An 18,432-nucleotide genomic window follows, 5' to 3' on the forward strand; every position below is an offset into this window, starting at 1 on the left:
AGGGTTTGAGGGGATGGCTCGGTGTGCGCTGCACTGGGACGCGCGAGATCGTTCGGCGGTTGCTGTCGATGACTACTCGGTCGCCGAGGACTTGGGCTGTCGAGGGTGCTGGATCAAAAAGTCCCAAACGAGTTCCGTTCCCTGAGCATCCTGATTGGGGCGTCCGATGACTTTGACAGGATAATACTGCCGGCTGCCGGGAAGCGTGTGTCCTCCACCGACCACTTTGTAGAGTCCGACCACGGTGCCACGCTCCCCGCCGGCCCACTGGTAGTACTCGATGTGCGATCCGTCTTCTTGATTCTCGTCAGCCAGTTTCTTCACGGTTGGTTCCGCTGCAGTCTTGTTTCGATCAACCCACAGTTCGACGGCGTTGTCGGTGCCGATCGCGCGACCTCGCGGGGCGATCGGGTTCCCTTCGACCCGATTGAGCCGAGGCCCTAGCCCCTTGCCGACAGGTCCGCCGTCGTAAGGGACCAAAGGGTCTTCGGTGCCGTTGAGATAGAGGACCGAAACCGGCAACGCGGGGTCGAATCGCTTGCTGATCGCTTCTCCCATCGTGGCGATGCAAACCGCGACGGCGGAGAAGGTCTCCGTTTTTTCCATCGCCAAGCGTTGAGTCATGAAACCGCCGTTGGATACCCCCGCAGCGAAAATTTGGTTGGCATCGATGGGATGTTTTTGGCAGACTCGATCGACGACCTGCATGATGAAGTCGACATCGTCCACCTTGTTGTCTTGGTCGGCGAACATCGGTGAATCGCGGCCGTCGTTCCAGTGCTTATCGATCGCGTTGGGGTAGACGACAATAAATTTTTCGCGATCGGCCAGCTTCGAAAATCCCATCACCGATGCGAGCCTCGCGTTCCCGCCTCCACCATGCAAGAAGACCAGCTGCGGCACCGGATCTCCCGACTCGAGCGACTCGGGAACGTGCAGCCGATACTCTCGCGTTTGCCCCTGGTGTTCGAACGTTACGTTGACGCCGGTCTGAGCGGCTAGCAGTCGAAACTGGGCATAGCTGGCAATTCCACCGATCGCCACGACGACCAGGGCAGCTCCGATGATTGCGAAGCGAAGCATGCGTTTCATTTCTTTCTCTAACGGTTATCGACGAGACGTAGGAACTTGGTGTGTCACGTGATTCGACGGGGGCAGAGAATTCTTGGCAACCGAATTTTTAATTCACGAGAACGGAACGCTTGCCCTCGGAGTGCGGAGTTATCCGGGCCGCGTTCCCTGGACGATGGCCTGGAATATGCAAGTCACCGGCCCTTCGGTCCTCGAACCATTGCGCGAATCGGCCGGATCGCGGTCCGGCGGGTCGTGCAGGACAAATCCAAGTTCCGGACGGGCCAAAGGTTCACCAATTTGCATAGCCCCGCCCGCAGGGCTGGGGAAGCCTATTTATTTGCGACGATGCTGTGTTGAACGCTGACTACGCTTCAACGTAGTCAGCGACACAGGATGGCGCCTGAATCGGTTCACCGTCTTCTTGCATGCCGTCGAGATGCATGCGGATCGCTTCACGCATCCGCACTTCGACTTCGGCCCGCGTAGCACCGGTAGCCACACACCCGGGAAGGTCTGGGCAGAACGCCGATAGATTGTTAGGCGTTTGCTCGATGACGATCAGGTACTTGGTCTGCATCGGGTTAATCCTTGAGGCCAGCTTGCCGGAGAATGCTGTTGAGAGTGCCGGGAGCGATGTCGTCCTTGGGGTGTCCGGCGACCGTGACACGTCCCGTCTTGGTTGGATGTTTGAATTGCCGGTGGCTGCCCTTCTGCGCGACCATTACCCAACCATCACCTTCTATTATATGCACGACTTCGCGAACCGTCATCGAACACCTTGGGATCAATTCGCCCAACGGAAGGTTTATGCACGACAACCTTTCGAAAACGCAGGTTGGTATACGAAAGGTTAGAAGCCCCATTGGCAGGATGCAAACGCGGGCGGGCAAAAGGCCCGGTGGGGCTGCGACAATTGGGCTGATGCGGGGCGTTGCGTTCGGCCTGGGCAGCTGGCCGAGTCTGGATAGAATGAAGCGGATGGATGCTGAAAAACGTAGAAAGATTGCCCTTGGCATCGCCTTGCTGGCGCTGCTGATTCTCCCAGGCTGCGGTACCGAGCCGCCCGATTTCCGCATGAATCGGGTCTTCGCGCACAAGATGGAGATCCACGGCGCGGAATTGGACACTGCGATCGACGATACCCAGATCGCGATCACTCAGTTGTTCGGAACGCCGGACGAGCCGCTGATGCCGGCCGTGCTGACCGAGAATCCCGATTTCCAATCGCTGATCCAGCTCGAAAATCTGCAACGGGCCGCCGGAGCGGTTGCCAGCGATCGCGACGGGACCGATCGTGGGCTGTACCGCAAACATTGTTCGCAGTGCCATGGGATCAGCGGCGATGGGAACGGACCGGCCTCCAATCTGTTGAATCCCTATCCTCGCGATTTCCGGATGGGCGTGTTCAAGTTCAAATCGACCCAGTACGGCGCCAAACCGACGGTCGATGATCTGGTTCGGACGCTGCGGCAGGGGATGCCCGGCACGTCGATGCCTTCCTTCCATCTCTATCCCGACGAAGATCTGACCGCGTTGGCTCAATACGTGATCTATTTAACGCTTCGTGGCGAAGTCGAACGGGCGATGTATCGCGACGCGGCCAACGAACTCGGCTACGGCGATCCCGACCAAACGCCGCAGGATCGGCTGCTGGCAATGGAGCTGAAGGAGAGCGATCCGGAAGCCTATCAGGAACAATGGGATGCGATCGAGGATTACGTCGTCGCGGCGGCGAGCCGATGGATCGATGCTCCCGAACAAGTTGTCGCGATCGCCCCGCCGCCTGAAAAGATTCCGGCCTGGCCGTTGGCAGCCGATGCGAGCGCCGACCAGAAAGCGGAGATGACCGCGTCGATCGCTCGCGGCAGAGCGTTGTTTGGCGGCAAAGTCGCCAACTGTGCCATCTGCCATGGAGCCGATGGACGGGGTGACGGTCAGGTTAACGACTACGACGATTGGACCAAAGAGTGGACGATGCGGAACGGGCTGGATCCCAAGGACCCTGAAAAGAAGCAGGTCGTTCGGGAATATTTGGCTCTAGGAGCTCACAAGCCGCGGAACATCTTGCCTCGCGATATGCATGCCGGAGCGTTTCGCGGCGGCGACCAGCCGCAGGACATCTATCGCCGCATCGTGCAGGGGATCGATGGAACGCCGATGCCCGCGATCAATCTGGTCGACCAACCGAGCGGCAGCGGGCTGACGACCGGCGACGTCTGGGATATCGTCCATTATGTGCTTTCGCTTTCGCAAACCGGGCGAGGCGAAGCACTATGAATCGCGAACAGGAACCGATCTTGGACGAACTGAAAAACGAAACACCCGCGACCGACGAAGCGGGTTCGCCGTGGCGATCCCCGTGGGTTCATCGCTGGGCAGTGCTGTTGGTCTGCCTGACCTGGCCGCTGATCTGGGTCGGCGGGCTGGTGACGACTTACGACGCTGGAATGGCGGTCCCCGATTGGCCGGCAACCTACGGATATAATATGTTCCTGTATCCGTGGACCACTTGGTTGTTGGGCCCCTTCGATTTGTTGATCGAACACGGCCACCGCCTGCTGGCGTCGCTGGTCGGCCTGATCACGATCGCGATGTTAGTCGCCGCCGTCTGGTCGCGGCAGCCTCGCTGGATCGTGCGGCTGTGCATCCTCGCTCTAGTCGGCGTGATCTTACAAGGCGCACTCGGCGGCGCTCGCGTCGTGATGGACGCGCGGACTGTGGCGATGATCCACGGCTGCTTTGGCCCCGCCTTTTTTGTCCTCTGCTGGATGATCGCCGGAGTCAGTTCGCGATGGTGGCAAGCGACCGACGCCCCAAGTGTTCCCAGGACGGCAGTCCGCTGGGGGGCGGCGTTGGCGATCAGCAGCTACGTTCAATTAATTCTGGGAGCTCAACTGCGGCACATGCCCGTCGACGCCGGTGACTCGTTTTTCCGGCATATCGTCTTTTCCCACCTTACCGGAGCCGCCCTGGTTGCGGTTTTGTCCGTCATTACCGCCTGGAAGTTGCGTCGCTGCGGCGATTTGACGCTATCCAGAATCGGGTTGGGGCTGATAGGATTGCTGATCTTGCAGTGGTCGTTGGGACTGGGGACGTGGTTTGTAAACTACGGATCGCCGTGGGCCCTGAGTCAATGGCCGTCGCTGGCGCGGTATGTGATCGTAGCCAAAGGATGGACCGAATCGATGATCGTGACAGGGCATATGGCGACGGGATCGTTGATCCTGGCGCTGGCCTGTTGGACTTGGTTGCGAGCATCGCGACGCTGCGAAAACTCCTCATTTGCGAAACCCGCGTTCGATTGAGAACGCTCACAATACAAAGGCTAACTTCATGAGTGGCGATCTTGTCGTATTGGATCGACCGGAACGACTTAGCACCGTCGTGCGACCAACTCGTGTGCCGATCGCATCGGAAGGCAATTCGATCGACGCCGCCGATTCGCCGCATCGCGGACGTCACGGCGGCACCGCCGCAGCGTCGCTCAAGGCGTCGATTCGTGGGCTGTACGATCTGACCAAGCCGCGGATCGTGATGATGATCCTGATCACGACCGGCATGTCGGCGATGTTCTTGGCTGGCACCGATCTTTCGATGTGGATGATGATGCATCTGATGATCGGCACCGCCGCGGTCGCCGGCAGCGCCAGCGTGATGAACCAGTTTATCGAGCGTGAAGCCGACGCGAAGATGATGCGGACGATGAAGCGTCCGTTGCCAAGCGGGCTCGTTTCCCCGGGAGCTGCGTTGATTTTCGGAATCACGATCGGCCTGCTGGGAACCGCTTACTTGGCGATCAACGTCGGCCAGAGCACCGCGTTTGTTGGTGTCGCGACTTGGGTCGGTTATGTAATGCTGTACACTCCGTTGAAACAGAAGACCGCCTGGAACACGACCGTCGGCGCGATCGCCGGCGCGTTGCCGATGATGATGGGCTTCGCAGCCGCTGGCGGCAGCCTGACCGATCCTCGCGGATGGTTGTTGGTCGCCGTGTTGTTCCTGTGGCAATACCCGCACTTCATGGCGATCGCTTGGATGTACCGCGGCCAATACGCCGATGCGGGCTTTAAGATGACGCCGGTTGTCGAACCGACGGGCAAGAGTGCCGGATGGCAAGCGATCGCCGGCGCGTTGGCTTTGCCAGCCGTTTTGATCACGCTGGTCCTTCCCTACAACTACGCTCCGCTGTTTGCGGTCCTCGCCGTGGCAGCCTCGTTCGGGATGATTCGCAGTTCGTTCCGCTTCTGCGGTAGCCCCAACGACGTCACCGCGCGACAACTGTTGATGTCGTCGCTGGTCCAATTGCCCGCCTCGCTGGCCGTTCTTATCGCCGCGCGACTGCTCGGTTAATCCGCCGCCGCTGCCCTATCCCTCCTCCGCTGGTTTCGCCCGCCGCCTCGCTTCGCTGGCGTGGCGGCCGACCGCCGCAGCCCAACGACCTTCCCATCGATCGCCGACTGAAACAGGTCGGAGCCGTGAAAATGACCTCCGCAGATCCCCACCATCCGACAACCCAATACGCTGTCGAAGCTGTCGATGTGCACCATCGCTACGATGACCACGTCGCTTTGGACGGCGTCAACCTGCAGATTCCGCAAGGCAAGATCTTCGCGCTGCTGGGCCCCAACGGCAGCGGGAAAACGACGCTGTTCCGTCTGCTGGCGACGCTGATGCCGCTGCAACGCGGGCAATTGAGCGTCTCGGGGGCGAGCGTCGAATCGGTGATGGAAGTCCGCCGCCGGATCGGGATCGTCTTTCAATCGCCTAGCTTGGACAAGAAGCTGACCGTTCAGGAGAACATCCGCTGCCAAGCCGCGTTGTACGGAATCCATGGCGCCGCACTGCGACAGCGGGAAGAAGAAGTCCTGCAGCGTTTGAGGCTCGCCGACCGCCGCAATGATTATTGCGAAAAGCTTTCCGGCGGCCTGAAGCGACGCGTCGAACTGGCCAAGGGAATGCTGCATCAACCTCAGGTGCTGCTGTTGGATGAACCGAGCACCGGCTTGGACCCAGGGGCTCGATTGGACCTGTGGGAAGCGCTCAAAGAGTTTTCGCAGCAGGGACTGTCGGTCGTGTTGACGACGCATCTGTTGGAAGAAGCCGAAAAAGCGGATCAGATCGCGATCCTGAGCGAAGGCAAAGTGATCGCCGAAGGAGCACCGGATCGCTTGCGATCGCAGATGGGTTCGGGCTTGATCACGATCACCACCGACCAACCCGAAGCGGTTTGCCAAAAGCTGCAACAGCAGATGGGAATCGAAGGGCAAGCGTTACACAATCAAGTTCGCATCCAGAGCGATCAGCCCGGTCCGATGGTGCCTGAGTTGCTGACGACGCTGGGCGACCAAGCGACTTCGATCTCGATCGGCCGGCCGAGTCTAGAAGATGTCTTTATCGCAAAGACCGGTTATCAATTCTGGTCGGGCGAATAACAGAAACTGAATTCATCATGAGTACACTTACCTCGGAATCCTCCGAATCGAAAACCCCAGTCGCATCTGGCGGCTCGCTTGGCGCAGGGGCGTCGCTCGACATCCGCCCCAGCGGAATCGCCGCGGCTTGGATGCTGGCTCGCCGCGAATGGACACGCTTCTTCCGGCAGAAGAACCGCGTCGTATCCGCTGTCGTTCAACCGCTGCTGTTCTGGTTGATGTTTGGCGCCGGAATGCGTGGTTCGTTCTCCTGGACGACCAGCGGACAAGAAGGCTTTTTCGAATACTTCCTCCCCGGCACGATCGGTTTGATCGTACTGTTCACCGCGATCTTCGCCACCATTTCAGTGATCGAAGATCGCCGCGAAGGGTTCATGCAAGGCGTGCTCGTTTCGCCGGTGGGACGCTGGCCGGTGTTGGTCGGCAAAGTTGTCGGTGGTGGCGGAATCGCCTGGGCTCAAGCCGTTATGTTCCTCGGCCTGGTGTTGCTGTTTGGCATGGCCAGCCCCGGGATCAACACGGTCTATGCGCTTGTGCTGTTGGCCGTGATGTCGATCACGTTGTGTTCGGTCGGCATGATCGTCGCCTGGCCGATGACCAGCACGCAAGGCTTTCACGCGGTGATGATGCTGTTCCTGATGCCGATGTGGCTGTTGAGCGGTGCGTTTTTCCCAATCCCCGCGATCAGCGATGCGACGTCGATCGGCCAGTCGATCCTGCACTGGATCATGCGCTGCAATCCGCTCAGCTATTCGATGGTCGAACTCCGTCGGCTGCTCTACCCCGAGGTTGTCTTGGCCGACAACGTCTGGGGCCCGTCGTCGCTGATCACCTGGACGGTCTCGCTGCTGTTCATGATCGGAGCGTTGGTCCTAGCGGGCTGGTTGATGCGAGGCAGCCGTCGCGCCGATCTGGTTTAGAGCGAACTGGCCAGCCCCCTTCCCTTTTGCTGGCGAATCCTTCATCCTGAGCCAGCTGGATAATCTCTGGAAGCGGCTCTGGGCGGCTTCCCCCAACACCCGACGAATCGTAAGAAGCTATGGCCGTTCCACGCGTTTTGATCCTTCGTGCTCCGGGAACTAATTGCGACGAAGAGACCGCGTTTGCGTTTGAAGCTGCCGGTGCGGTCACCGAACGCGTTCATGTGAACCGGTTGATCGAAAATCCCAAACTGGCCGAGGACTTCCAAGTTCTCTGCCTGCCGGGCGGATTCAGCTACGGCGACGACATCGCTGCCGGGCGGATTCTGGCCAGCCAATTGGACCGCCACCTGGGCGATATGGTCCGCCAGTTCTGCGACCAAGACCGCTTGGTCCTTGGCATCTGCAACGGCTTCCAAGTTCTGATGCGACTGGGCGTGTTGACCTCGGGCGTCCGCGAGACCCAGCCGGCGACGCTGACCTGGAACGATCACGGCCGTTTCGAAGACCGCTGGGTTCACTTGTCTGTCGACGAGACGCCATGCGTCTTCTTGAAGGGGATCGACAAGATGTATTTGCCGATCGCACATGCCGAGGGCAAGTTCGTGACCGCCGACGCCGAGGCGTTAAAAGCGTTCCGCGACGCGGGACGGTTGGCGCTGCGATACACAACCGCCGATGCGGGACAAACCAGCGACGAAGTCCTGCCGTTCCCATCGAACCCCAACGGGTCCGAAGCGAACGTGGCCGGAATCTGCGACGCGACCGGCCGTTTGTTTGGCCTGATGCCTCACCCCGAACGACACATCGATCCAACGCATCACCCACAATGGACCCGCCGCACCGAGCAGCCGCAGTGGGGCGAAGGGTTTGCCATCTTCAAAAACGCAGTCGATTACTTTGGTGAATAATAACGAGCCTTCGTTTGTCGGACGATTGAAGAAAATCGCAGGACCTGTCTTCGGGCTGATCCTGTTCTCCGTTGCCGCTTCGTTTCTGTACAAGAAGACGCAAGAGATCACCTGGGACGAATTCGCCGCGGGCGTCGCCAACATTCCTCTGGCGTATCATCTGCTGGCCTGCCTGTTGGTCGCACTCAACTATTTTGTCCTGACCGGCAACGACGTGTTGGCGGTTCAGTTTGTTGGGGCGGGCAGTTCGGGGGCCGAAGAGGGCCGCCCTAGGCTGAGCTATCGCAAAGTCGGCTTGGTCTCGTTCCTCGCCTACGCCTTCAGCAACAACATAGGCGCCGTGGCAGCCGGGATTCCGATCCGCGTTCGGTTCTATAGCGGTTGGGGACTGGGGACCGCTCAAATCGTGGCCCTGCTGGCCTTCACGAGCCTCTCGTTTTGGGTCGGTGTCTGCATGGTCGGCGGCGTGGTGCTGTCGATTGCGGAAATTCCGATGCCACCGAAGATCGATCTGCCGGTCAGTTCGCGGATCCTCGGTTTTACGCTGCTGGCGGCGATTGCTCTCTACGCGGCGCTCTGCACTTGGTGGCGTCGTCCGTTGCCGCTGGCGGGACTGAAGCTGTTGCCCCCTGGACCGGCATTGATGCGGAAGCAGATCGTTGTCGCTTCGATGGACCTGATTCTGGTGGCGACGACGCTGTACGTTTTGTTGCCGAGCGGGATTTCAGCCAGTTACCTGCAAGTGGTCGGCGTCTATCTGCTGGCACTCGCCGCCGCGATGCTGACTCAGGTCCCCGGCGGACTGGGCGTCTTGGAAGCGATCCTGCTGACGCTGTTGGCCAGCAGTGATGAAGCGGTCATCTTAGGCGCGCTGCTGATCTTCCGAATCTATTATTACGTCGTGCCACTGTTGGTCGCGTCCGTGGTGTTGGCGACCGTGGAGGTGCGATCGACGCGTGCCGCTCGCAAGCTATTGAGCGGCTGAGTCTTCTTCGTCGTCGGTGCTGGGCGCGGCGTCGAGGCTGGCTAGCGGAGCGGCTAGGCGGACTCGCAGGCTGACGATGCGGGGACCTTCGACGCGCAGGATCTCGATCTTCGCTCCGTCGATCTGAATCACGTCTCCCTGCTCGGCGACTCTTCCCAGTTGTTGCATCACAAATCCGCCCAGCGAGTCGGAATCGTGCGACTGCAGCGTCAGCCCCATCATTTTGTTGATGTCATCCAGCGGCGTCTGCCCGAGGACGCGGAAGGTTTGATCGTCTTCGCGAACGATGTCGCGGACCTGTTCGTCGAACTCGTCCTCCAGTTCGCCCACCAACTCTTCGAGCACATCTTCCAGCGTGACGACGCCGACGACGGTACCGTGTTCATCGACGACAAAAGCCAACAGCGATTGCGACGACTTAAAATGCTGCAGCAGCGTTTTGATCGGGATCGTTTCGGGAACGAAGTTTGGCGGCTGAAGCAGGGCGGCGCGGTCCAGCGGTTGCGAAAGATCGAGCCCCACCAGGTGCTGGATGTGCAGCACGCCAACGGCTTTCTCGAGCGATTGCTCGACGACCGGATAGCGACTGAAGCGGTATTTGCGGATCGTCGTGATCCAGTCTTCGATCGGCGCGTCCATCGACAGCGTGACCACATCGGTTCGCGGGGTCATGATTTGATGGGCCGATTGATCGTCGAACTCCAACACCGCGTTGATCAATTGGGCTTCGCTGCGAGTCAATTCGCCATGCACGTGCGATTGAGCGACAAGGTTCCGCAGCTCCTCTTCGGTGTGCGGCGTGCCGTGCTCGTCGACAGCATCGACACCGATCGATCGCAACAGCAGCGACGTGATCCAGTTCAGGGCGACCAGCAACGGATAGGCGACGTAATAGAAACCGGCCAGCGGCAGAGCGCACCAAACGGCCATCGGTTCGGGTTTGCGGATCGCAAAGATCTTGGGTGCCTGTTCTCCGATGACCAGGTGCAGTGCCGTGATCGTGGTGAAGGCGAAGACCAGGGAAACGACATGCAGCACGTCGGGGTTGGAGATCCCGATCCAGGCGAAGACCGGTTCGATCAGATGATGGAACGCCGGTTCGCCGACCCAACCCAAGGCGAGCGAGGCGAGCGTGATTCCAAGTTGGCAAGCCGATAGCGACGCATCCAACCGCCTGGCGAGCCAGCTGGCAACTTTGGCAAACAGATTGCCGCCGAGTGCCATCTGTTCCAGCCGGCTAGGCCGAGCCTTGACGAGAGCGAACTCCGCCGCAACAAAAAAGCCGTTGATCACCACCAGCAGCAGGGCGATTCCAAAGTTGATCCAATTTTCCATAGTATCGATAGCGGCCGGTGTTAAGATCCCAACAAACGAAACAATTCAAGCGAACTTGCGATCCCAGCAAGCGACACCAATGATAGACGCTATTGCAGCATGTGCCGAGGATAGCGATAGGTTCTGTTTTTCTGGTCGCCCCAAGATGCCGGCTCGGCGGTACTTGGGGAGGCATGGCGACGGACAATAAATCTTGTGGAAACGAACCGATCCGATAACAAATCGACGACGGAACCTGCCGATGACACGGCCGCGAAAAATCGTGAAACCGATGCCATCGAGGAGGCGTATCGCACGCACAGCCGCGCGGTGTTCGCCACGCTGGTCCGGTTGATCGGCGATTTTGATCTCGCCGAAGAAGCATTGCACGAAGCGTTTATCGCGGCGCTCGAAAAGTGGCAGCAACAGGGAATCCCGGCCGATCCGCGATCGTGGCTGGTGTCGTCTGGACGGTTTAAAGCGATCGATGTGATTCGCCGCCGCGCTCGATTCCATCGCGCGGCCGACGAACTGGCCCAACGCATCGAAGAGATCGCCGCGGCCAACGCAAGTGTCAGCGAGCGGGAGATCCAAGACGATCGCTTGCGGCTGATCTTCACTTGCTGCCACCCGGCGATCGATCCCAAGGTCCAGGTACCGCTGACGTTGCGGGAGGTCTGCGGGCTGACGACCGAAGAGATCGCAAGCGCCTTCCTCGCCTCGCCGTCGACGATGGCTCAACGGATTGTTCGCGGCAAAGCAAAGATTCGCGACGCCAAGATCCCGTTTGTCGTCCCCTCGCTGACCGAATTGCCCGAGCGACTCGACGCGGTGCTGTCGGTCGTCTATCTGGTCTTCAACGAAGGCTATTCGGCGTCGACTGGGGAGAGCCTCACGCGCCCCGATCTTTCGCAAGAGGCGATCCGACTGAGTCGGTTGATCGTGGAGTTGTTGCCCGATCCCGAGGCGATGGGGCTGCTGGCAATGATGCTGCTGCACGAATCGCGGCGGCAAGCTCGACTGACGCCCGACGGCGACTTGGTGCTGTTGGAAGATCAGGATCGCAGTTTATGGGATCGCGATTTGATCGACGAAGGAAAGCTGTGGGTGCAGCGTTCGTTGGAATCTCGCCGCGTGGGCGGTTACGCGATTCAAGCGGCGATCTCGGCGGTTCACGCCGACGCGGTGACTGCCGATGCCACCGATTGGCCTCAGATCGTCGCCCTGTATGGCGTTCTGATGCAAGCGACGCCATCGCCCGTGATCGAACTGAATCGAGCCGTTGCGGTGGCGATGGCCGATGGTCCCGCGGCGGGGCTGGAGATCATCGATGCGATCTTGCAGCGTGGCGAATTGCAGGGATATCGGCTGGCTCACGCCGCCCGCGGCGAACTGCTCCGCCGCCAGGGACAGATCGATGCGGCGCGAGCCGCATTCCGGCGGGCTCTCGAACTGGCGACCCAAGAACCCGAGCGGCGGTTCTTAACGCGAAAGCTCGACGCGCTCGATCAGGTCGAGTAGTCGGAGTTGAAGGTCACGTAGTCGGTCGTCAGGTCGCTGGTCCAGAAGACCGAAGTTCCCGGCCCGTCGCCGACGGTCACTTCCAGAACCACCGTCTTATCGGCCGCCATGCTTTCGCTGATCGCTTTTTCATCGAAGTCGATCGGCTGGCCTTTGTCGAAAACCATCGAACCGTTGATCTTCAGCTGGCACAGTTCGGGGCGAACCAAGACGCCCGCATATCCCGCGGCCGACATGATCCGTCCCCAATTGGGATCGTTCCCAGTCACCGCCGTTTTGACCAGCGGGCTGTCGGCGATCGATTTGGCGATCTGCTTGGCATCGGCATCGCAATCGGCACCACCGACACGGATCTCGATCACATGATGCGCCCCTTCGCCGTCGGCGGGGATCTGTTTGGCCAACTCGATACAGAAATCGGTCAGCACTTCGGTGAAGCGAGCCAAATGTTCTTCGGCCAGCGGCGTCGCCGACGCGGTGCCACTACACAACAGGTTGACCGTGTCGTTGGTGCTCGTGTGCCCATCGACGCTGATGCTGTTAAAGCTTGCATCGGCGGCGACACGCAGCGCCCGTTGCGCGTCGATCTTGCTAAGGTTCGCATCGCACAAAACCAGCCCCAGCATCGTCGCCATGTTCGGGCCGATCATGCCGGCTCCCTTGGCCATCGCGGCAAAGGTGATCTTCTGGTCGCCGATCTGTTCGCAGCGGAAGGCCAGCTTGCGACCTTGGTCGGTCGTTAGGATGCCATCGGCGGCGGCGAGGAAATTGTCGGAAGAATCGTTCAACTGCTCGGCAGCCGACTGGATCCCCTGCTCGATGCGATCCATCGGCAGCTTGTGTCCGATGATCCCGGTGCTCATCACCAGCACGCTGCTGGGATCGAGCTCGCACGCCTTGGCGACAAGGTTCGTCATCGCCAACGCGTCGCGGTCACCTTGCTGGCCGGTACAAGCGTTGGCGTTGCCGCTGTTGATCACGACGGCGCGAACTGCCGACGAAGGGGTGCGGCTGCGGCTGAGCACGACTGGGGCAGCGACGATCTTGTTTTGGGTGTAGACGCCCGCGGCGACGAGGTCGCGGTCACCGACAACCAGCGTCAGGTCCTTGCGGTCGGCTTTGGCTTTGATGCCGCAACGCACGCCGGCAAATCGAAATCCTTGAGGAAGCTGCATCGTTCCCTTTCATGGTCTGGCGAAAAAAAGTTGGGCGGCACAAAATAAATTATCGTATTGGGCGGATGCCGGGCGTTGATTTTATGCAGACGGAGGTTTGTTGAGTAGGCCGGTCGCCGTTGTTATCGGGACGACGCACGATCGGTTACAGCCTACACTACACGCTTCGATCGCCTCTCCGCTGCTCCCTCTCGCTCTCCGAATCCAAGCCTATGTCGATTGTTGAAACGCGCGCGTTGACGAAACGTTTTGGGGACTTTGTTGCCTTGGACCACTGCTCGTTGACTGTCCAACCGGGTGACGTGTTTGGGTTGCTGGGGCCCAATGGAGCGGGGAAGACGACGCTGCTGCGAACCCTGCTCGGTTTCCTGCGACCGACTTCGGGAACCGCGTCGATCTGCGGTCACGATGTGTTCACCGAAAGCCTGGCGGTTCGCCAAAACGTCGCCTACCTGCCGGGCGACGCACGATTGCCGCGGCATATGCGAGGCCGCAGCGTGCTGCGATTCTTCAGCGATCTGCATCCGTTGGGTTCCACCGAGCGCAGCTTGGCGCTTGCCGACCGCTTCGAATTGGACCTGCAACGCCGCGTTGGATTTATGTCGACAGGAATGCGACAGAAGTTGGCGCTCTGCGTCGTGCTGGCGACTCAATCGCCGATCGTGATCCTCGACGAACCGACAGCCAACCTGGACCCTTCGGTTCGCAAGGCGGTGTTAGAACAAGTCGAACAGATCCGCGACGCCGGCCGCACGGTGATCCTTTCATCGCATGTGCTCTCGGAAATCGAACAGGTCTGCAACCGAGTCGTCTTCTTGCGACGAGGCCAATTGGTGTTGGAGCAATCGATCGCGGCGCTCAAGGATCAGCACCGGATCGTGATCTGGATCGACGAAGACCTGTTCGACATCCCCGAGTCGCTGCAGCAGCGCGTGACGCAAACATCTCGCGACGGAGACCGGATCGTGCTGGAGACCGATGGCGATCTGGTCCCCTTGCTCAGCTGGTTGGCGACGCTCGCCCCGCGCGAACTGCGGTTGGAACCGTTGGGAATCGAAGCGATCTACGACCGCGTGCATCATGCCGAAACCGAGGCGGTTGGCACAATGAACGACGCGGCGCAGGAGGTGGCATGATGACACGTGTATTGATTCGAAAGTTTATCGGTGAAGCGATCCTATTGTGGGCGGCTTGCGCTCTGGCGTTGGTCGCGTTCAATGTCTTGCGAGTTTGGTTGGTTAGCCAAATGGAGATGGAACGCTTCAAGGCGATCATCGAACAGTTCCGCGACTACGAACGATTTTCGCCGATTCCGTTCGATCAACTGTTCAGCTACGTCGGCCGGATCGGGATGACGTTTGACGAACCGATCGTGATCTTATGTGTTGTCGTCTGGGTGATCGCTCGCGGGTCCGACGTGGTCAGCGGCGAACTGGGACGCGGCACGCTGGAGATGCTGCTGGCCCAACCGGTCACGCGAACTCAAGTGATGCGGGCGCATGGGATCGTCGCCGTGACCGGCTTGGCGGGGCTGACGCTGTGCGTTTGGCTGGGGATATGGATTGGGATCATGTGTTTCACTGTCAAACAGACTCCGCCGACGCCAACGTTCTACATCCCGCTGATCGGATTGCATCTACCGATCCTGACAGGCCCGATCGAACCGATCGACACGCCGATGCGCGAACTCGTGTCGGCACAGGTGTTTGGTGTCGGCGTTTTGAATCTGTTTGCGTTTGGATTTGCACTGCTGGGAATCAGCACTTGGATCAGCAGCATCGATCGTTATCGCTGGCGAGCGGTCGGCGTGACGATCGGCTTTTATGTGGTCAATGTGATCCTGATGATCGCCTCGCAAGCGACCGAGCGACTCGACTGGCTGAAATATTTCACTTATTTCACCGCCTACATGCCGCAGGAGATTATCCAGCACCAGATGAATCTCGAGACGGGATCGCCGTGGCAGATCCTGATCTCCGACGCCACAGGAGCGCGGCAACCGGGCCCATTTGCGGCGACTTTGTTCCTATTACTGATTGGCGTCGCCGGCTACTCGCTAGCATTTCGTCGATTTAATCGCCGCGATCTCCCCGCACCGGTCTAGCCTGCGGTCAACCCATCAGCGAAAATGCAGGCACCACACGAGTAATGCCATTTTGTTTAGCGTTGCTCGCATTGCCCGAATTCGATAACTTTATGCATTGTTACTAAGTTCCCTAACACTCTGCGTCGCGAGATTCCTCCATGCTTCGTTCCCTAATCACGCTAACACTCGTCATGTGCGGCGTTTTGCAGTTGTCGGCAGACGATGCAAACAAATCGCTTCGCGTGAAGACAGCAAGCACCACATCGCTCGCCGCAGCGAGCAACGCATTCCCTGAAGGCTTGATCGCCAACCTGGACCGCGACGGTCGCATCCAGGTTCAACTGCTGGATCTGACCGCTGGCAAAGCTGGCGCGGCGGGCAACCTTGCGGTTACGCTGGTAGGCGTCGACGGCGGCGTTGGTCATGCAGTTGCCGGAGCCAACGGAATCGCTTCGCTGCAAGCTCCTGGTGCTGGCTGGTATTCGTTGGTTGTTGCCGACGCCGACCAACAAAAGCATGGCGTGTTGTTCATCTACGCAAACGCCACCGGCGAAGCGAAGACAGCACCACTTGCTTTCCCAATCGTCTCGGTTGGCGAGGGAGCAGTGCTGCAGAACATCCGCGGTTACCTGGGTGACGTTTCGGGACCGTTTGCACCGCTGGCTGGCATCAACGCCTACCAAATCGCAAGCGGCGATTTCTACCGCGTCCAACTCGCCTCCAACGGAACCTTGAACGGACAGGTTATCGCTCCCCTGCGTGCTGATGGCCAAAGCATCGGTTCGCTGGAATCAACCAACATCACGATCATCCAAAATGGCGCAGCGCTTAAGCGTACGACCGTCAACTCTTCGGGAAGCTTCTCGGTCGCGGGACTGAAACCAGGTGCCTACGGCGTAATCGCTGCCGGACAACTCGGCTACACCGCGTTTTCGATCGAAGCCCTTGCGACTCCAACCGTTCAACCGGTCAGCACACGAGCCAACCTGCAAGGTGGCGGCCTGATCTGCTGCTTGGTTCCCGCTTCGATGATGGGCCCAACGATGGAAGCCGTTAGCGAATCGTTCGGAGAGAGCGGCGGATTTGCAAACGCAGGTCCTGGAGCTCCAGGCCCAGCGGCTGGTGGCGGTGGAATGACCGGCGGCGGTGGTGGTGGAGGTGGCGGTGGCGACATCGCAGCTCTGGCTGCTCTTGGAGCGGCCGCAGCCGTCTTGGCAGCCAACGACGATGACGACGACAACTTCGTCGCCAGCCCCGCAGCTCCCTAGTCGAGCCAAAGTGTCCCTCGCGGGGAACATTAAATTTAAGTGAAAATACGAACAGGCCTTCGATTATCGAAGGCCTGTTTTTTTATGCAGCCACCTTCGCTCCGACGCCCCAGCTGGACCGCAGCTGGGTCGCGGTAGCAATACAATCGATGCCCCTTGGCATCAAACCGGGGCTAGCGATGCCAAGAACTTGGAGCGCGGGCGAATGCTGCAGCCCAGCCCCGATGGCAACCTTCTTAAGAGAACCGCAAGGACTGCGGATTGAGAAGCACTCGGATCGCGGAACGATGATCCGCCAAGGTTCGCATGCCGCAACGCCCCACAGGCGCCCGGCACTGCACACCGCAGTGCTGCTGCGATGGCTTATCGATCGCGTGAGGGTTTAGAAGTCGATCGTAGAGTCGCTCGCTTGGCGACGATGCTGCTCGCGCAACTGTTCCATCGTTGCGATGATCGCTTCGGATTGGAAGTGAACAGCTTCGCGCGACTTACCACTCTGCTGAGCCTGTTTCGCCTTGAACTCCAACGCGTTGATCTCGCTCCAATCGACAGTCCACTTCTTTTCGTTCGACGCGTCGCGGAGAGCGTTAACGGTGCCGATCAAGTTCTTGATCAATGCACGACTGTCGGAGCAATCGTAGCGGCGATAGGGACTTGTGGTACTGCGCGGCGTGTTGGATGTCGTCGAGGCGAGCGGCGTCGACTTGCCGCCAACAATGATCGCCACACCAGCGGCGACCAAACTGACGGCTCCCGCCACCGCGGCGGCGACATGGCTGCCGAGCAACAGGAACACGATCGCGGCCAACAGACACGTTCCGGCAACCATCGCAAACGGCATCGACACCTGCGGCGGATTCCGCGGCAGATGTTGGCCAGCCACCGAAGCCGCTCCGCCAACGTCCGCATCGTCGACGCGAACGACAACGATCGTGATGTTGTCGGGACCGCCACGAAGATTGGCCAGATCGACCATCACGCGACAGGCATCTTTGGGCGGCAAGCAGTCCAACAGAACGCCGATCTCGACGTCGTCGACCTGCCCGGTCAACCCATCGCTGCAAAGCAGAAAGGTATCCCCGGACTGCAGCGGCCAAGGGCCTTCGACATCGACCATCACTTGTGCGTTGGGGCCCAATGAACGCGTGATCACGTTCTTCGGGATGTTGCGGCTGAGCTTCTTATCGATCGGCCCTGCGGCCTCCATCTCCCAGACCAAACTGTGGTCGAAGGTCAACTGCTCGAGCGACTGGTTGCGAAGTCTATAGACGCGGCTATCACCGACATGCCCCACCCAAGCCCCCTCGGGAGCAAGCACCAGCGAACTGCCGGTCGTTCCCATGTTGTGGAACTCGGGATTCTTCTGGCCTCGCTGATAGATCTCTTGATTGGCTTCTTGGATCGCTTTGCGAAGCGCTTCGGCGACCGGAGCGTCAGAAGGGCGGAAGTAGTGGTGCGGGATCTGTTCGACAGCTAATTTGCTAGCCAATTCCCCAGCCGCGTGAGCTCCCATGCCGTCGGCGACGACAAAGAGATGACCGCGACGCTGCCATCGGTCGGAGGAATCCGAAATCTGGACAACTGCAGAATCCTGGTTGTTCGCGCGACGCATGCCTACGTCGGACAAGATTGCGTGTTCGATGGGATCAGCCCTGTTTTCGGTGGGTTTCGATTGCTAGCCCCGCGTCGCGGACGAGATCTATTGTATTTAGTTCAGCGGTTCAGACCTACCCGGCAATCGGTCTG

General features: G+C 59.7%; 17 protein-coding genes. 11 read left to right on the forward strand and 6 right to left on the reverse strand.

The window, feature by feature from the left end:
* Nucleotides 1-72: 72 nt before the first annotated feature.
* From CA51_RS17195 to CA51_RS17205, 3 genes are all read right to left on the reverse strand, one after another.
* On the reverse strand, nucleotides 73-1,092 hold the full coding sequence (locus CA51_RS17195; RefSeq protein WP_145122459.1) for a CE1 family esterase: 1,020 nt from the start codon (nucleotides 1,090-1,092) through the stop codon (nucleotides 73-75).
* 346 nt (nucleotides 1,093-1,438) lie between these two features.
* A complete protein-coding gene (locus CA51_RS17200) occupies nucleotides 1,439-1,651 on the reverse strand; it encodes a type II toxin-antitoxin system HicB family antitoxin (RefSeq protein WP_145122460.1) in 213 nt (70 codons plus the stop codon).
* A gap of 4 nt (nucleotides 1,652-1,655) precedes the next feature.
* Entirely contained in the window at nucleotides 1,656-1,844 is a 189-nt protein-coding gene (locus tag CA51_RS17205; protein ID WP_145122461.1) for a type II toxin-antitoxin system HicA family toxin, read from the reverse strand.
* Between the two features lie 208 nt (nucleotides 1,845-2,052).
* Between CA51_RS17205 and CA51_RS17210 the strand changes: the two genes are divergently transcribed.
* From CA51_RS17210 to CA51_RS17240, 7 genes are all read left to right on the forward strand, one after another.
* Nucleotides 2,053-3,351 carry a c-type cytochrome gene (locus CA51_RS17210; RefSeq protein WP_197451255.1) on the forward strand — a complete coding sequence of 433 codons (1,299 nt, stop codon included), beginning with the start codon at nucleotides 2,053-2,055 and terminating at the stop codon, nucleotides 3,349-3,351.
* Nucleotides 3,348-4,379, forward strand: a complete 1,032-nt coding sequence (locus CA51_RS17215) for a COX15/CtaA family protein (RefSeq protein ID WP_145122463.1) — start codon at nucleotides 3,348-3,350, stop codon at nucleotides 4,377-4,379. The genes CA51_RS17210 and CA51_RS17215 overlap by 4 nt, the downstream gene beginning before the upstream one ends.
* A 28-nt stretch (nucleotides 4,380-4,407) precedes the next feature.
* Complete coding sequence (cyoE, locus tag CA51_RS17220) at nucleotides 4,408-5,424, forward strand: heme o synthase (protein WP_145122464.1); 1,017 nt, start codon at nucleotides 4,408-4,410, stop codon at nucleotides 5,422-5,424.
* Between the two features lie 131 nt (nucleotides 5,425-5,555).
* Complete coding sequence (locus CA51_RS17225) at nucleotides 5,556-6,506, forward strand: ABC transporter ATP-binding protein (protein ID WP_145122465.1); 951 nt, start codon at nucleotides 5,556-5,558, stop codon at nucleotides 6,504-6,506.
* Between the two features lie 17 nt (nucleotides 6,507-6,523).
* Nucleotides 6,524-7,426: an ABC transporter permease gene (locus tag CA51_RS17230; protein ID WP_145122466.1), complete on the forward strand. Its 903-nt coding sequence runs from the start codon at nucleotides 6,524-6,526 to the stop codon at nucleotides 7,424-7,426.
* Nucleotides 7,427-7,545: 119 nt separating this feature from the next.
* Complete coding sequence (purQ, locus tag CA51_RS17235) at nucleotides 7,546-8,337, forward strand: phosphoribosylformylglycinamidine synthase I (RefSeq protein WP_145122467.1); 792 nt, start codon at nucleotides 7,546-7,548, stop codon at nucleotides 8,335-8,337.
* The gene (locus tag CA51_RS17240) at nucleotides 8,330-9,322 is read left to right on the forward strand and encodes a lysylphosphatidylglycerol synthase domain-containing protein (RefSeq protein ID WP_197451256.1); all 993 of its coding nucleotides are present in this window, start codon (nucleotides 8,330-8,332) and stop codon (nucleotides 9,320-9,322) included. Before purQ ends, CA51_RS17240 begins: the two co-directional genes overlap by 8 nt.
* Here the strand turns inward: CA51_RS17240 and CA51_RS17245 are convergent.
* A complete protein-coding gene (locus CA51_RS17245) occupies nucleotides 9,308-10,657 on the reverse strand; it encodes a hemolysin family protein (RefSeq protein ID WP_145122469.1) in 1,350 nt (449 codons plus the stop codon). The two genes, CA51_RS17240 and CA51_RS17245, sit on opposite strands and share 15 nt — an antisense overlap.
* A 276-nt stretch (nucleotides 10,658-10,933) precedes the next feature.
* Here CA51_RS17245 and CA51_RS17250 point away from each other — a divergent pair, with 276 nt between their 5' ends.
* Nucleotides 10,934-12,157 carry an RNA polymerase sigma factor gene (locus CA51_RS17250; RefSeq protein ID WP_145124219.1) on the forward strand — a complete coding sequence of 408 codons (1,224 nt, stop codon included), beginning with the start codon at nucleotides 10,934-10,936 and terminating at the stop codon, nucleotides 12,155-12,157.
* Here the strand turns inward: CA51_RS17250 and argJ are convergent.
* Nucleotides 12,145-13,332: a bifunctional glutamate N-acetyltransferase/amino-acid acetyltransferase ArgJ gene (gene argJ / locus CA51_RS17255; protein ID WP_145122470.1), complete on the reverse strand. Its 1,188-nt coding sequence runs from the start codon at nucleotides 13,330-13,332 to the stop codon at nucleotides 12,145-12,147. The two genes, CA51_RS17250 and argJ, sit on opposite strands and share 13 nt — an antisense overlap.
* Before the next feature lie 212 nt (nucleotides 13,333-13,544).
* Between argJ and CA51_RS17260 the strand changes: the two genes are divergently transcribed.
* From CA51_RS17260 to CA51_RS17270, 3 genes are all read left to right on the forward strand, one after another.
* The gene (locus CA51_RS17260) at nucleotides 13,545-14,468 is read left to right on the forward strand and encodes an ABC transporter ATP-binding protein (RefSeq protein WP_145122471.1); all 924 of its coding nucleotides are present in this window, start codon (nucleotides 13,545-13,547) and stop codon (nucleotides 14,466-14,468) included.
* Nucleotides 14,468-15,436 (forward strand): ABC transporter permease subunit, encoded by a 969-nt coding sequence (locus CA51_RS17265; protein ID WP_197451257.1) that lies wholly within the window; start codon nucleotides 14,468-14,470, stop codon nucleotides 15,434-15,436. Before CA51_RS17260 ends, CA51_RS17265 begins: the two co-directional genes overlap by 1 nt.
* Before the next feature lie 140 nt (nucleotides 15,437-15,576).
* Nucleotides 15,577-16,686 (forward strand): hypothetical protein, encoded by a 1,110-nt coding sequence (locus CA51_RS17270; RefSeq protein ID WP_145122473.1) that lies wholly within the window; start codon nucleotides 15,577-15,579, stop codon nucleotides 16,684-16,686.
* A 382-nt stretch (nucleotides 16,687-17,068) separates the two neighbouring features.
* Here CA51_RS17270 and CA51_RS17275 read toward each other — a convergent pair whose 3' ends face one another.
* Nucleotides 17,069-18,313 (reverse strand): PP2C family protein-serine/threonine phosphatase, encoded by a 1,245-nt coding sequence (locus CA51_RS17275; RefSeq protein ID WP_231745755.1) that lies wholly within the window; start codon nucleotides 18,311-18,313, stop codon nucleotides 17,069-17,071.
* Between the last annotated feature and the right edge of the window lie 119 nt (nucleotides 18,314-18,432).

This window comes from Rosistilla oblonga, assembly GCF_007751715.1.
Taxonomy (GTDB): Bacteria; Planctomycetota; Planctomycetia; order Pirellulales; family Pirellulaceae; genus Rosistilla; species Rosistilla oblonga.

Coding starts and splice junctions, on each gene's coding strand:
- CA51_RS17230 (WP_145122466.1), top strand. CDS start 6,524: ATGAGTACACTTACCTCGGAATCCTCCGAATCGAAAACCCCAGTCGCA.
- argJ (WP_145122470.1), bottom strand. CDS start 13,332: ATGCAGCTTCCTCAAGGATTTCGATTTGCCGGCGTGCGTTGCGGCATC.
- CA51_RS17245 (WP_145122469.1), bottom strand. CDS start 10,657: ATGGAAAATTGGATCAACTTTGGAATCGCCCTGCTGCTGGTGGTGATC.
- CA51_RS17205 (WP_145122461.1), bottom strand. CDS start 1,844: ATGACGGTTCGCGAAGTCGTGCATATAATAGAAGGTGATGGTTGGGTA.
- CA51_RS17260 (WP_145122471.1), top strand. CDS start 13,545: ATGTCGATTGTTGAAACGCGCGCGTTGACGAAACGTTTTGGGGACTTT.
- CA51_RS17270 (WP_145122473.1), top strand. CDS start 15,577: ATGCTTCGTTCCCTAATCACGCTAACACTCGTCATGTGCGGCGTTTTG.
- CA51_RS17200 (WP_145122460.1), bottom strand. CDS start 1,651: ATGCAGACCAAGTACCTGATCGTCATCGAGCAAACGCCTAACAATCTA.
- CA51_RS17215 (WP_145122463.1), top strand. CDS start 3,348: ATGAATCGCGAACAGGAACCGATCTTGGACGAACTGAAAAACGAAACA.
- cyoE (WP_145122464.1), top strand. CDS start 4,408: ATGAGTGGCGATCTTGTCGTATTGGATCGACCGGAACGACTTAGCACC.
- purQ (WP_145122467.1), top strand. CDS start 7,546: ATGGCCGTTCCACGCGTTTTGATCCTTCGTGCTCCGGGAACTAATTGC.
- CA51_RS17225 (WP_145122465.1), top strand. CDS start 5,556: ATGACCTCCGCAGATCCCCACCATCCGACAACCCAATACGCTGTCGAA.
- CA51_RS17265 (WP_197451257.1), top strand. CDS start 14,468: ATGACACGTGTATTGATTCGAAAGTTTATCGGTGAAGCGATCCTATTG.
- CA51_RS17195 (WP_145122459.1), bottom strand. CDS start 1,092: ATGAAACGCATGCTTCGCTTCGCAATCATCGGAGCTGCCCTGGTCGTC.
- CA51_RS17210 (WP_197451255.1), top strand. CDS start 2,053: ATGGATGCTGAAAAACGTAGAAAGATTGCCCTTGGCATCGCCTTGCTG.